This window comes from Photobacterium japonica, assembly GCF_050337005.1.
GTDB classification, from domain to species: domain Bacteria; phylum Pseudomonadota; class Gammaproteobacteria; order Enterobacterales; family Vibrionaceae; genus Photobacterium; species Photobacterium japonica.
Genome location: NZ_JAKJSN010000008.1, coordinates 155,966 through 170,176, shown reverse-complemented (window position 1 = coordinate 170,176; position 14,211 = coordinate 155,966). Strand labels below are relative to the sequence as shown.

General features: G+C 48.5%; 13 protein-coding genes. 7 read left to right on the top strand and 6 right to left on the bottom strand.

Features of this window, described 5'->3' with window-relative positions; genetic code table 11:
* Positions 1 to 9: 9 nt before the first annotated feature.
* Positions 10 to 1,983, bottom strand: coding sequence for a methyl-accepting chemotaxis protein (locus L4C36_RS02230; RefSeq protein WP_428476155.1), 1,974 nt, complete (start codon positions 1,981 to 1,983; stop codon positions 10 to 12).
* 440 nt (positions 1,984 to 2,423) lie between these two features.
* On the opposite strand from L4C36_RS02230, the gene L4C36_RS02225 reads away from it, so the two are divergent.
* From L4C36_RS02225 to L4C36_RS02205, 5 genes are read left to right on the top strand one after another with little or no spacing between them, the layout of a single operon-like run.
* A complete protein-coding gene (locus tag L4C36_RS02225) occupies positions 2,424 to 3,164 on the top strand; it encodes a 5-oxoprolinase subunit PxpA (RefSeq protein ID WP_428476154.1) in 741 nt (246 codons plus the stop codon).
* Positions 3,161 to 3,904, top strand: a complete 744-nt coding sequence (pxpB, locus tag L4C36_RS02220; protein WP_428476153.1) for a 5-oxoprolinase subunit PxpB — start codon at positions 3,161 to 3,163, stop codon at positions 3,902 to 3,904. Before L4C36_RS02225 ends, pxpB begins: the two co-directional genes overlap by 4 nt.
* A complete protein-coding gene (locus L4C36_RS02215; RefSeq protein ID WP_428476152.1) occupies positions 3,886 to 4,842 on the top strand; it encodes a 5-oxoprolinase subunit C family protein in 957 nt (318 codons plus the stop codon). The genes pxpB and L4C36_RS02215 overlap by 19 nt, the downstream gene beginning before the upstream one ends.
* An 18-nt stretch (positions 4,843 to 4,860) precedes the next feature.
* Positions 4,861 to 5,421, top strand: coding sequence for a gamma-glutamylcyclotransferase family protein (locus tag L4C36_RS02210; RefSeq protein ID WP_428476151.1), 561 nt, complete (start codon positions 4,861 to 4,863; stop codon positions 5,419 to 5,421).
* 1 nt (position 5,422) lies between these two features.
* Positions 5,423 to 5,674 (top strand): hypothetical protein, encoded by a 252-nt coding sequence (locus L4C36_RS02205; protein WP_428476150.1) that lies wholly within the window; start codon positions 5,423 to 5,425, stop codon positions 5,672 to 5,674.
* A gap of 6 nt (positions 5,675 to 5,680) precedes the next feature.
* Here the strand turns inward: L4C36_RS02205 and L4C36_RS02200 are convergent, their stop codons facing one another.
* Entirely contained in the window at positions 5,681 to 6,481 is an 801-nt protein-coding gene (locus L4C36_RS02200) for a DUF3108 domain-containing protein (protein WP_428476149.1), read from the bottom strand.
* Between the two features lie 107 nt (positions 6,482 to 6,588).
* Positions 6,589 to 8,133, bottom strand: a complete 1,545-nt coding sequence (locus L4C36_RS02195; protein ID WP_428476148.1) for a long-chain-fatty-acid--CoA ligase — start codon at positions 8,131 to 8,133, stop codon at positions 6,589 to 6,591.
* 362 nt (positions 8,134 to 8,495) lie between these two features.
* Between L4C36_RS02195 and L4C36_RS02190 the strand changes: the two genes are divergently transcribed.
* A complete protein-coding gene (locus tag L4C36_RS02190; RefSeq protein ID WP_428476147.1) occupies positions 8,496 to 8,714 on the top strand; it encodes a hypothetical protein in 219 nt (72 codons plus the stop codon).
* A gap of 161 nt (positions 8,715 to 8,875) precedes the next feature.
* Entirely contained in the window at positions 8,876 to 9,352 is a 477-nt protein-coding gene (locus L4C36_RS02185; RefSeq protein ID WP_428476146.1) for a DUF2947 domain-containing protein, read from the top strand.
* A gap of 124 nt (positions 9,353 to 9,476) precedes the next feature.
* On the opposite strand, the gene L4C36_RS02180 is transcribed toward L4C36_RS02185, so the two are convergent.
* Genes L4C36_RS02180 through L4C36_RS02170 form a run of 3 tightly spaced genes read right to left on the bottom strand, consistent with a single transcriptional unit; the run spans position 9,477 to position 14,046 of the window.
* A complete protein-coding gene (locus tag L4C36_RS02180; RefSeq protein ID WP_428476145.1) occupies positions 9,477 to 11,489 on the bottom strand; it encodes a diguanylate cyclase domain-containing protein in 2,013 nt (670 codons plus the stop codon).
* Positions 11,486 to 12,046 (bottom strand): YfiR family protein, encoded by a 561-nt coding sequence (locus tag L4C36_RS02175; protein ID WP_428476144.1) that lies wholly within the window; start codon positions 12,044 to 12,046, stop codon positions 11,486 to 11,488. The genes L4C36_RS02180 and L4C36_RS02175 overlap by 4 nt, the downstream gene beginning before the upstream one ends.
* Positions 12,046 to 14,046, bottom strand: a complete 2,001-nt coding sequence (locus L4C36_RS02170) for a TonB-dependent receptor plug domain-containing protein (RefSeq protein ID WP_428476143.1) — start codon at positions 14,044 to 14,046, stop codon at positions 12,046 to 12,048. Before L4C36_RS02170 ends, L4C36_RS02175 begins: the two co-directional genes overlap by 1 nt.
* Between the last annotated feature and the right edge of the window lie 165 nt (positions 14,047 to 14,211).

Here is a 14,211-nt window from a genome sequence, read left to right as displayed (position 1 = left end):
CTGAAACTCTTACACTCGGAAATTTGAAATCAAGGTTTGTTGCTCTTGAGCGAGGTTAGCGAGTGATTCGCTGCTGGCCGCCGAGTCGCGTGCGCCTTTTTCTGCTTCAAACGCGACATGGGCGATACCATTGATATGCTCAGCCACATCATGGCAGACCTTGATTTGCTCTTCGGTGGCATGGGCAACGTGAACGGCCATCTTTTGAATGGACGACATGCGCGTGGCGATATCTTGCAAGATTTCATCCGTCAAACGGGTTTGGATTAGGCAGTCTTCCATTTGTTTTTGGCTGACGCCCATGGTGTCGACCATGCGGTTCGCGTTGCCTTGCAAGTTGGTGATCATCTGCTGAATTTCTTCGGTGGATTGTTGAGTACGGGTTGCCAGTGCACGCACTTCATCGGCCACTACCGCAAAGCCACGACCATGATCGCCAGCGCGCGCAGCTTCAATGGCGGCGTTGAGTGCCAGTAGATTGGTCTGCTCTGCAATACCTTGGATCACATGCAAAATGGAGCCGATATTGTTGGAGTAATGGTTTAACTGCTGGGTATTGGATACGGCTTCTTCGATGTTACCTGACAATTGTTCGGTCAATTGACGGCTGCGCGATACTTGTGTTCGGCCATCGTTGGCGGCTTGGTTGGTATTTTCCACTTCAGCCACGGTCATGTCGGTGGAGCGGGCGATCTCTTTGGCACTCACTTCCATTTCTGAAATCGCAGCCGCCACTTGGTCAGTACGGGCTTTTTGATCTTCAACCCGTGACATCGCATTATCGCTGACAACGGCAGAGCTGTTGGCTTCTTCCAGTAGGTGGGTTGCCCCTTCGCCAAATTTCCCCAGCGTGTGCGACATAATGTCGGCCAGTTTGTCCATGGAGCGACTGAGCTCACCGAACTCGTCATCCGCGTCATAGTTGGCACGGTTACGCATGTCCCCGTCCGCCATTTTATCTAGCATGGCATTGATCAAAATGAGGGGCTGTTGAATGCTGCGCGTGGTGCTGATCCCCACCCAAAGGCTGATCACGGCAGCAATGGCGATCATGATAAAGACGTACAGGAAGGCGTTGCTTACGGCAGCTTCTGCATCTAAACGACTTGTTTGCGTTAATTGCTGCGCATGCTGGGCGTAGTTTTCCAACAAGCGTTGAATGGTTGCCGACTCGTCTTGCGTGCGGGTACGTTCAGACTGTAATTGGCGGTTGATCAGCTGTTGTTGTTGCAGTACGTCCAGTAAGCCGTTATCACCCAACGTCAGGGATTCGACCTGTTTTAGGTTGCGGGAATAACGGGCTTTCACATCGTCTTCGACGGCAATCAAGGCCAGGCGCTTAAAGGCTATTTCAATATCTTTCGCGAGCACGGTACGTAACTGGGTGAGATCTGTGGCTTGGTTCGCTCGACGCAGGGATTTTAAGTCACGGGCAATGCCACTGGTGATCAACTCTGCGCGGTTATGTAGCGAGCGCTTACTGGATGCTTTTTGCAGTAGTAGGTTTGCCGCCCACAAATAGGTGTCTTCCAAGCGAAGGAATTGTAAGTCCAGCGTATTGCGTTGATCAATCAATGCATTGGAACGTTGCTGTAAGGCAATCAGAGCCTCAGCTTGAGTAAAGTAACGGGTGGACGCTTGGGCAATCGCCTCCAGTTGCTGACGCTCACGTGCGGTTTGTGTACCGCTTTGTGCTTGTTTCAGTGTCAGGAAAAATGCCTGCTTTTGATCGGAAAAGGTTTGATCCACGCGGTGAATTTGCGCCGGATCATCATGAAACGTATTGATCAGCAAGCTCGTTTGCATGAGCTGAGTCATTAAGTGACCAGAGGTGACCACCATGGGGGTGGTTTGCTCGGTGATATGTTCCACTTTGTTTTGCAGGGATTGGGCATTGAATAAGCTGACGCTGCTCAGCAAGGCCATTAATACGAACATTAATGCAAAGCCAGCGACGGTTCTTTGTACAACGGACAATTTCATGTTGTTCACTCTACAACAGCGAGGAATATTCGCTGAGATAAATACCTAACTTCACGATTTGCCTTCTGGATGTATTTTATCTTCCAGAATAATGCGCTGCGAGAAGTCCTTTTCGTTTTTTATTGTGACACTAATCGAGAGTATTAAAAAATGTAATGGACGGCAAAAAATGAAAAATGCAGTCGCGCGCACATTTATTTTGCGAGAGAAAATAATTCAAAAAAGAAAGTGATAATCGGTATCCTCTTTAAAAATTCAGTATTCCTTTTGCCTATTATTTGAGGTGTTTATGGGGATTTAGAAAGCGGTGTTTTTTACTGTACGAATACATGGCTAAGATATTTTGCGGGGTGAATACACCAGCATGAGAGGTGGGTGATTGCGTCTATCTTGTTGCAGGTATAGGGTAAAAACAGCGTGTACATTAGCAAGGATGAAGGATGAAACTGAACTGCGATATGGGGGAAAGCTTTGGGTGTTGGTCCATGGGCAATGATGCAGCTGTGATGCCCTGGGTGGACATGGCGAACATCGCGTGTGGCTTTCATGCCTCTGATCCTGAAAACATGGCGGCGACCATCGCCTTGGCCGTTTTTCGGCATGTGGATATTGGGGCGCATCCTGGCTACGACGATAAAGTCGGCTTTGGTCGCCGCAGTATTCCGCATTCCGCCGCTGCGATTACTGCGCTGGTGGCCTATCAAGTTGGGGCATTGGATGCGTTGTGTCAGCTGCAGGGTGCGGCGGTGACCTACGTGAAACCGCACGGGGCACTGTACAACGACATGATGCAAAATGAGACGGTGTATCAGGCAATCTTATCTGCGGTCGCCGGTTTAAATCAGCACCGTTCTGCCCCCTTGGCCTTGATGATATTGGCACGAGTGGACAATCAAGCCTATCAACAGTGGGCGGATGAACAGGGTGTCCCTTTGTTGTTTGAAGCCTTTGCCGATCGTGCTTACGACGATGAGGGGTTATTGGTCCCCAGAAGCCAACCCAATGCGGTGTACCATGATCCGACGCAGATCCGTCAGCAAGTGGCCTTGTTAGCGCGTGGGACGGTGAGGACGCTGTCAGGAAATTTCTTGATACTGCAGGTCGATACCGTGTGTGTGCATGGGGATAACGATGCCTCCATTGCGTTGGTAAAAACCTTATCTGAGGATTTACGCGCATGATGGACATTCAACCTGTTTCGGAAACGTACCTGATTATTTACCTGGGTAACGCGATCGATCTTGATTTAACCCCAGCGATTGGGCATTTGACCCACTTCTTGCAACATTTTCCGTTACCGGGGATTGTTGACGTTATTCCCGCTTACACCTCGGTGCTGGTGCAATATCATCCGAATCACCTTCGCTACGCACAATTGGTCGTGGCGTTACGACAGTATGAAGCGGCGTGTTTGTTTCCACAAAAACCACACGTTGATCGCCAACACCCTGATCGTCAACACAACAATGACAATGCCGGCGATCGTACCCTGACACTCCCTGTTTTTTATGATGATGCCGTGGGACCCGATTTGGCGGCGGTGGCAGAGTTCGCTGGGTTATCGGTCGACGCAGTGATTGCACGGCACTGCGCGAAAACTTACACCGTGTGTGCTATTGGTTTTGCGCCGGGCTTTGCCTTTTTGGCGGCGGTGGATGAGCAGATTGCGATGCCACGTCAAGCGACACCCCGTAAACAGGTGCCCGCCGGCAGTGTGGGGATTGCGAATCAACAGACGGCGGTGTATCCCAATGCTTCTCCGGGGGGCTGGCAAATCATCGGTAACTGTCCGGTGCCGCTTTTTACGCCGGATAAGACGCCGATGAGCCCGTTTTCGGTCGGTGATAAAGTGCAATTTTCGCCGATCAGTCGTGAGCAGTTTTTACAACAAGGAGGTGAAATATGGCCGCATTGGTCGTGAGTCACCCAGGTATGTTGACCTTATTACAAGATTTGGGGCGATTGGGTGCGGCTGAACAGGGGATAAGCCAAGGCGGTGCGTTGGATCTCCATGCAGCATGTTGGGCCAATTATTTGGTGGGTAATGGGGCTGAGGCGCCGGTTTTGGAAGTGACCCTCGGGCAAGCCCAATTTACCGCCACTAACGACTGCGTGTTTGTGTTAACGGGTGCCGAAATGCAAGCCACCTTGGACGGTGAACCGGTAGTGACTTGGCAAAGTGGGATCATGCGGCAAGGACAAACGTTGAAACTCGGGTTTGCACGGCATGGACTGCGCGCCTATTTGGCGATACAGGGGGGATTTCATGTGCCGACGGTGTTGGGCAGCTGCGCGACGGTTGTACGCAATCAGTTAGGGGGATTGGCTCAGGGGCAGCCTCTGGTCGCCAGTGATCGGGTGCCTTTCAAGGGGATGGATATCGAGCTTCAGGACCGAACCGATTCTCCTCATATTCGTCTTCCTCACATTCCGCCCCGTTTTGTACCGGATTACGCAGCAAGTATTACGCTGCGGGTGGTGGAGTCATATCAGGCGGCGCATTTTCAACCGCTTGAAAAAGCGAAATTTTATGCGAGTCACTATACTGTGACACAAGAAACGGATCGCATGGGGTGCCGATTAGACGGTGAACCGATTCAGTGTGAGGTGGAAGGGATCATCTCAGAAGGCATTGCGCAAGGATCGATCCAAATTCCACCGAATGGTCAGCCTATTGTTTTGCTCAATGACCGGCAAACACTGGGGGGCTACCCCAAGTTAGGGTGTGTGGCACGGGTGGATTTACCCCGTTTAGCACAAGCGCGTCCTGGGACGAAGGTACACTTTCAACCTGGCAACCTTGAAGCATTAACGGAAGAATGGCAGCAGTTTTCTCGCTTTTTTGCGTTGCCGTTTTAAACAAAAGGAAGGAACGAGATGTATATATTTGGCTATGGAAGCTTGATTAACCACCATTCACGTTTGTTAACTGGGCAAACCGAAGGGGCGTTGCCTGCGACGGTGTCAGGGTTGCAGCGCCATTGGGGGAAAGTAAATGGTAACTATCCGATTGCCCCATTAGTGGCGTCGTTAGGGGACGGCCAATGTAATGGTGTGTTGGTGCGTGTTGATGATGAAGGGCTGGCGTGTTTTGACCAACGAGAACGGGGTTATCAACGGGTGCAGTTGGATCCGGCACAGGTGGTTACACACCTTGGCCATGATGTCGATTTGCCGGTGTGGGTGTATACGCAGTCCCAGTTAACTCCGCCGTGTCCGCTGTCGCCGATCATGCAGACGTATGTGGATACGGTACTGGCGGGGTGTTTGAGTATTTCTGAGCAGTTTGCCAAAGAGTTTGTCGAGACGACGCAAGGCTGGCATTATCCGTTTGAAAATGATCGCCATCAGCCGAAATACGGTAATCATGCCGGTGTGGAAGCGGATCATTTGGCGTATATCGATCGATTAGTCGCACGAGTCAGACTGCAGAAATAACATGGCAAAACCCAATAAAAAAGGACCGACCAAAACGGTTGATATCGCGTGTGCGGGGTGCAAAGCCCCGTTATATAAGTACCGAAAAGGAGGCAAAGGCGCATTGGTGAAATGCTTTAAAGAGCGCATTGTGAAAGATTTCACCGAGCAGGAAGGGATCTGCCCGCAGTGCGGGGGGCAATTTGCCCGTGATACATTAATGCGTGGTGCGCCAGCCCTGAAAATGATTGGCGGCAAAGTGACGATGAAATGAGGGCGGTTATGGACGTTGGCGCGTTGATGCTGTTTCTGTGGTGCTGGCTTTAACGGTGTTTTTCGCCGTGACGGCGACCGGACAGGTGATTTGTTTGCTCAACATCACCGCTTTCACATCCAAAATATTGCGTTGATAGGTCGCGCGCACCAATTGATAGTCCACATCGGGTGAAAACCACATTACCAATTTTCGGTCATTTTTTCGTACCTGTTCAACACGAATGGCAGAAATTTTTCCGAAGTTAGAGTTTATGGTTTCCTTACCTTTGGCCTGAAAATAGTAATGGTTCACGTCATCACTGTCTTGCAACTTGAAGTTGAAATGCGTTTTGCCCTGAATCAAGGCTAAGCGCATTTGACTACCGACCGCATCGCTGTCGAGCAGGGGCTGTGAGGGACTGGAGAACTCACGGGTTTTCCCATTTTCATCCACGGTGGAATGTTTACCGTCTGCACTGAACGTCGCTTCCGTGTTGCCGGCTAATAAGCCATCCACTTGGCGGGTGAAGCCTTTAGAGAGAAACGATTTTTGTTCAGGTGACCAGTATATTTGGCTGCGCTGTCGAAAGCGGGTTTTGGTCGCTAGTACATTAATATTACTGTAAGCACTGACTTGCGCTTGATTGTCTTGCCAGCGCAATGTCCGACTGAGTTGGCCAATTTTTATATTGTTGAAAAAAAGCTGGTAAGTAAAGGTTTTGGTGCATTGATGTAGATCAGAGGCGGGATTGGCATGCACGCTGGTGACGCACAACAAGGTTGCCAATGTGGTAAGTGTGAAAAAAGACGGTACCTGCAAATCCATACCTCGACAATAACCGTGAGCATTCAGTATGAAGTTAGCAGGGATTGGAGGGTTATGCCAAAAGGCCAGCTGGTTAACGCCCAAGCTGGCCTAACGTATAGGCTGAATTATTTCAGCATACGTTTGAGGATTTTACCGGTCGCCGTCATCGGTAATTCAGTGACGACATCAAGCAGGCGCGGGTATTTGTAATCGGCTAAGCGGGCTTTACCCCATGTCACCAATTCTTTACTTGTGATGTCAGCACCTTCTTTTAATATCACAAAGGCTTTGGCTTCTTCACCGTAGGTTTTGTGTGGGATCCCAATCACGGCCACCATGTGTACGTCAGGGTGGGTCATGAAGGTTTCTTCAATGTCGCGTGGGTAAATATTAAAGCCACCACGGATGATCACTTCTTTTAGGCGATCCACCACAAACACGTAGCCTTGTTCATCCATGCGAACGATATCACCAGTATGTAGCCAGCCATCAACCACGGTTGCTGCGGTATCTTTGGGCTTCTTGTAATAGCCTTTCATCACGTTGTGGCCGCGGATCAGCAATTCGCCTTCTTTGCCTCTCGGTACGTCGTTGCCTTTGTCATCCACCACTTTCATGGTAACACCCGGTAACGGCTGGCCGATGCTGCCTGGTTTACGTTCGTACTCAAGGTGGTTGAATGCCGCCACGGGGGACGATTCAGACAGCCCATAGCCTTCAATAACAGGTACGTTGAGCTTGGCTTCAAATTGCTTGAGGATTTCGACAGGCATGGATGCGCCGCCAGAAATGGCCACTCTTAAGTGTGCAGCAATGTCGTCAATGTATTCAGCACCGTGTTTCTCAGCAAAAGCCAGCAGGCCGATGAACATGGTTGGCACGCCAGCAAGGTGTGTGACCTTGTGTTTTTGCATCTGCTGCATCACATTCTTTGGCACAAAGCGTGGGATCAAGACCAATGCACTGCCTGCCAAGATTGAGGTGTTCATGATCAATGATTGGCCAAAAGTGTGGAACAACGGCAGTATCGCGATACTGACATCGGTGCCTTTCTGGTTGGTCAATGCTTGGCATGCCTGTGCATTACACAGCATGTTGCTTTGGCTTAATTCGGCGCCTTTTGCGCGTCCCGTGGTGCCTGACGTGTACAAAATGACACAGGTATCTTCAGCATGACGGTATACCGCATCAAATTGGTCGAGATCGCTCTCCAGCCAGGCATTAAAGCGGTGTGCCCCTTCTGGAATTGGGGTATTGGCACCTGATTCGATAGTAATGAAGTGCTGACATTGAGGCGCTTGGTTAAAACCGTCAAAGCAATATTCACCGGATGGCAGGGCACTGTTCCCTTCAAAACTGATCAGCGCAATGGCATCCGAGTCATCCAAGTGATAGGCAACTTCCTGCCCTTTTAGCATCACATTGAGCGGTACCGTGACAGCCCCGATTTTTTGGATGGCATAGTAACCAATAACAAACGCAGGCGTGTTTGGGCACGAAATAGCGACTTTATCGTCAGGTTGAATACCCAAGCCCAGAAGGTGATTGGCAATACGGTTAACGAGTGTATTCAGGGTTCGGTAGTTCAGGCTTTCATCATTGAAAATTAATGCTGTGTCATCACCACGAAATACGGCGTTGCGTTCAAGGTTGGTGGCTAAGTTATACATAGTGATTATTTGTTTTTGAGTATTTGATAAACATTTTAACCCCAAGCGTGGGGAAGATGCGCGTTTTGCCGTGGAATAATTTTCGTTCTGATGAAAATTTTACAGAAAATACGAATTTTTCATGACAGAGATTTTTATTTTCCTATCCAATGAGTTAGCAAAGAGGTGTGTACAACCGTGATCGACGGAGTGGGCGGGATATGAGACGGGAAATCTTCACGGTATTATTAACCCGTTGAAAGGTAGAGGGATTGCCGTATTGGGCTTTAACGCATTGAGATGACCGTTTCATGTCGTTGATTTGACGATTGTGTTAGCGACTTCTATTTTTAGTTGGGCTCAACAGACAGAGGTGTGGAAAGGTGAAGAAAATGAACTCAGCGTATCGTTTACAAATCATCAAAGAAGTCGCGACGCGTCGGCGTTTAACGTCTCGAGGCGATCCCATGGCTTGCCACATTTCTGAATTGCTTGATGGGCACCATGAAAAAAGTCCCATTGCTGATAAACAGTTTACGGGCTGTCATTATGACGACAGTGTGGGGGGGTGGGTCAGTAATGTGTGGGACGCGAAAAAGTAGTTCGACATTCGGCGAATCATAACCCCGAAAAAGGTAAAGAAAAAGCGGTATCGATTCCGCTTTTTTTGTGCGGGTAGATAAGGCGGAGACGTGGATTAATACTGGCAGAATGGCACTGACTCAGGTACATTTCTGGACGTCATAGATTGTTAGGTCAACGCATGAACTACGTAGAGTTAAATAGTTATACCCGCAAGTGGATCTTCACCCATGCTTCCATGCCTGTTGCAGAAGCCGATTTGGCGCTGATCAAGCCCTTTACCCAAGCGCGTTCATCGCAGATTTGGGTTGAGCATATCAGTAAACAAAGCCCTGATGCGGATCACTTTGGTCAAGGGGATTGGGCGTCGAATGACAGCCTCTGGTCGAGTGCGTTTAACTGGCAGAGTGACTGGGATGGGGATGACGCAGCACTGCCGGCGGAGATGGCGGATTTCATTGACTGGGAAGACAACACCACGGTGTTCTTCTGCTATGAAAAATACAATGTGATTGAAACCCAATGGGGTGTCTTTAAGCGTAATTGGAAGAACTTCTTGTTCTTTGATGACGGCCCAATCTTGCTTGGTCGTAAGAAAAAACAAGCGGTATGGTTTACGTCAAAGGGCACTTACCGCCTTGCATTGCGTGGTGAATAACCGTTTTGGGTTGTTGGCATAAACAGATGCCGAACCAATAAAAAACGCTCCGTGAACCGATAAGTCGGCACGGAGCGTTTTTATTACTGCTGGTTAAACAATGTGTATCGTGGCTTGTGAGTGATTAACAAGCCAGCTCACGGTGCGGTAACCCGTCGTTATATTCAATGATTTGCCCTTTACCCAGCAGTTTTGCTTCATACATGGCTTTATCTGCACGGCGTAAAATATCATCCACGTCTTGATAATCGCTTGCATGCACGTAGTAGCAACCAATACTGGCACCAATGGTGACGGTAAAACCGTCGATATGCATGGGTTCACAAATGCGCTCAAACAGACGCTGGCAAGTTTGCTTCACCATGTCGACATCGTGCATGGCGGACAACAGCACAACAAATTCATCCCCCGCTAAGCGCGACACCATGTCGCGGGTACGCACCGTGCGGCGTAATTTCTCCGCAATGATCTTCAGTACCTGATCGCCGACATCGTGGCCATAGGTATCATTGACCCCTTTAAAACCATCCAGATCGAGGAACAAGACAGCAAATGTTTCACGGGTGGTGGTTTGCAATACCATTTGATTTTGCAATGCTTGGTAGAGTTTCGCTCGGTTCGCCAAATTGGTGAGAGGATCATGGTTCGCCAAGTGTTCAAGGCGTTTGATCTCTTTCATCGATCGGAGATCCGAGGCAATCACAACCGTTTGCTTATCCTGACTGTGGGTATCGCTGATCCAGTTAATACGCGCCAGTAACGGTACAAATTCATTGTCAGTGGTTTTTACCTGAATCTCACCATTCCAGTGGTTTTCCATCATTAGCGAAAAGCGAATGTCATCTTGAATTTGCGCATATTCTTTCGGGTCAATCAGTTGAAGGAAATGCTGACCTAGAATATCGCGTTCTTGGTAACCCGTTAGGCGCAAGAAGGTATTGTTGACCATGCTGACATTGCCGTCTTGACCAAAGAGCAAGATGGCATCTTGGCTGTGATCAAACACTTTTGCGGCCATTTTTTGTTGACGCTCTGCCTTTTGATGTTCCGTCACATCTTCAACCGCAAACAAGGTTTGCAGACGGTGCAGCAGGGGACGGCTGACGATTTGATACGTACGTGTGCCGGTGTCATGCGCACTGTCGAGCAACAAATGGTCGATTTGATGGTTTTTTTGCAGTGCACTATTTAACAGTTGCTGCATGGCGTCACGTTCAACGGGTTTCAACAGATCCATCAGCGGTTGGCCAATCAAACGTTCAGGTGATTGGTTGAATACACGCTCACACGCTTTGTTGGCGAGAGTGATAATACCGTTTGGATCGGCAACAATCAGTGCATGCTGGACCGTTTCAACCACTTCATCCGCAAAGGCTTTTTCCAGTCCCAGGGCATCCATTGTATGGCGAATTTCAAGATCGCGAAGGTTAATGGTATCGACCATGTTGTTAAAGCCATCGGTGAGTTCATAGAGTTCATCGTTTGTGTATTGGCTTTGTGGCAACGGCTGGTGTTTATCCCCTTTAATGATGCGGCGCATGCCTTCATTAAGCTGGGTGATCGGTTTCACAATCCAGTGCTGAAGGCGATTGATAATATAAATACTGTTTGCACACAGTAAAAGCAGCATGATGATGCTGTATTTAAGGTGTGAAATACGCATTTCTTGCAATGCTTGTAGTGAAACCGCAATGTGCATATGGGCGATTTCTTCAGCATCAATCGTGATCGGTACAATCAGGTACAGCATTTCTGGGGCAAAATGATGCCCATTTTGAATAATGAGCTGTCGCTGTTGCTCCGTCGGATAAACCGATTTGAATTTGTTGTTGGTGTATTGGGCAAACTGTTCATGGTTGTTCAGCTCAAGACGCGCTTCGACAATCAGCGAATCTGCTTTTAATGCCGAGAGGATTTCTTGAGCGGATTGCGCATCATTAAACAAGACAGAGGCTGTTAAGTTCATACCCACACCATTGGCTAATGCTTGTGTGCGTGACAGCAGGTTGTCGCGTTCAATGGCCAAATAACTTTGGTAACTGATGAACTGAAACCCTAAAAACGCAAGCAAAATAAAGCTCATGATAGGAATAGACAAGCGTTGGTTGAGGCTGAGTTTGGAAATCCAAGAATTCATAAGCTACCCCCAACGCTGTTCGACTTTGGGTCGTTGACTATCGCGATCCTCATTAATTGCGAACTGACAGAGAGGTTAGCTTTTTCGATGTTAGACAATGAAAGAACGGGCTTTACTTGCTGGCCTAATGTACGTAGTTCAATCATGCCGCCGACATGCAGTGTATCGGTACTATCACTGATCGTCAGTAGCCCCGGATATTGGGGCAGCGTCTGCAGCAGTTGCAGTTTACTTTCGGTCACGTACAGCAAGTCACATTGCTCACTGGCTTCAGTGAGGTTAGTCATGCTCAGTAACGCTTTGTTTGAACTGCTTTTGGCAAATAATTTTTCCAGTGTCACCGTGGTGCTGTCTCGTCCAATCACACAGAATCGCGGGCTGGTTTGTGTGCCATTATTCCAGCGAATAAAGCTAGCAAGGCGGTAAATATATACCGCCTTAATTTTGTGCTCTGAGAAGGCTTTTTGAGCGCTACTTTCAGCCTGTGCTGGCCAAATCGTCAGCCCCCACAGGCTGACAATATAAAACAGAAGTTTATACCGGTTGGTAAAATTCATTACTGGATGTTCCAAGACGCTTTAAAATAAACGGTTTCTTCAACGGGTGCCTTTCCTTGCAGTTCTGAATACGACGCTTCTCCGAAACCATCAACAACTAGCTCTAGGCGTGGCCATGTTGGCTGGTGCTGCCAAGCAAGTCGTAGATCCATGGTGGAAACGGAAGATTCCTTGTAATACGGGCTATCAGTGTCAACGGCACTCTTATGTTTATACCAAAGATCAAGTTGCCAGCCTGGGGCAAAATTCCACAGGCTTTGTACTGACACTAAATGTGCGGGTTGGCTATTATATTTTGTTTTCATTCCTGCCGGTGCGTCAATCTCGCATGTGTAATGATTAGAGCATGTCGCTTCAGTTTGGGTATAACTGTAACTGGTATTGAGCGTTAGTGACTCAAAAGGCGTCCAACGGATCGCCGTTTCAAAACCGTAATTGTCAACATCCAGTCCATCACCGTAACTTTCAATCAGTGTAAAAAGTCCGTTAGGTAACGTTGAGCCGTCAAGACATTGGCCAAAGGTGCAGTCCCATGCGCTTTCGCCTTCCATGAGGGTGTTATTATACTGGCTATAAAAAAGGGTGCTATCAATATTGAGCGTGGGTGTCGGTGAGAACCGATGGCCGACATCCAGTGTGACAACCGATTCATTTTTTAAATCTTCATTGGCCTCTGTGATGATGACACCTGGTGCGGTCGCGACAACATTACCCTTACCATCCGTTATCTCTACCGTGCCTAAAAAATAGGAATCTGTTTTGGTGGCAACAAAAGACGGTGTGACCACTGCGCGTCCAGCACCGGCCCAAAATTGTTGTTCTGGGCTGTGTTTATAGAGCAGACGTGCTTGCGGCTGGAATTCTACCGTGTCATTGAGTGAGAAGTATTCGACTTTAGCCCCTAACGTTGAGGTCAGCTTATCCGTCAATTGGCTTTCCAACTGTGCGTAGCCATTGATGATCATATCCGTGCCCGTGGGGTCATTACTGAATCGCCCCCAAGGCTCAACGTGGCTATATAATTCATCAGGATGATCCACAAAGCGGCGATGAATGGCGCGGACACCGCCGCCTGTCGTTAACTCGTGGCGATCATTCAGTTTTATATGCGCCAGCGCATCAACATCAAAGGTATAAAATTCGCCTTGTGTGGAAGGTTCGTTGGTAGAATTGGTGTCAGCCCACACATGAAGTTCGTAATCGGTACGTTGTGTTTGCTCATACCAGTCAAAACTCGCATAAGCGCCGCGTGCGTAAATATCAATGGTCGTATAGGTAAAAACATCGGCGGGATCATTGTAAAAATCCGCGTAATACCAGTAATGATCTGATTTGGTGTGATAGCCACCGACTTGGAAGGTAAATTGGCGATGCTCATCTTCATAATCGGCACGAATACCGCCGCGCAGGTTTCGCCACAGATCATCATTCATGCTGTAGTAATCACCGGTTAGGCCTTTCACATAAGCACGGGCTGTGAGCTTGTCATTAATGGTGGTGCCGTAGCGGTAATTCAATTCTTGATAGCTGCGTTCTCCGTGCGCCACTTCCACAAAGTGTCCTTGTGTCTCTTGGCTGTTTTTCGTGATGATGTTGACGACACCATTCGCGGCGTTACCGCCCCACATGGTGCCAGCTGTCCCACGAATAATTTCAATGCGCTCAATGTCTTCAAGCATGGTATCAATGGTGTGCCAGAAGGAACCGGACATCAATGGGCTGTAGACGCTGCGTCCATCAACCATCACCAGCAGTTTGTTAAATAAAACTTCGTTGACACCGCGTAAGGAGACTTGCCAGTTATATTCGGCAATACGTGTGACTTGCACGCCGGGCGCTAGCGCAAGGGCTTCAGCGACAGAGCGAACACCACTGCGGCGGATCATCTCATTGGTGATCACATAGGCCGCCGCTGGAATGTCGGAGATAGATTGTTCTTTTTTCGCGGCAGAGGTCATGCTGATGTCAACATTAGACAGCTCTTCAAGGCTCATTGACATTAAGAGGTCTAATTCTTCGCTGTGTGCATAGGCAGATGCGCAAGCAAGCGATAAGAAAAGCACTAGGCGTTTAATTCGAAATAACGGAATTAATTGAGGACATACAAGTGATGACATGCTGAGACAAAYCCATATGCAATTGACATAAATATTTTATCAAAAAAT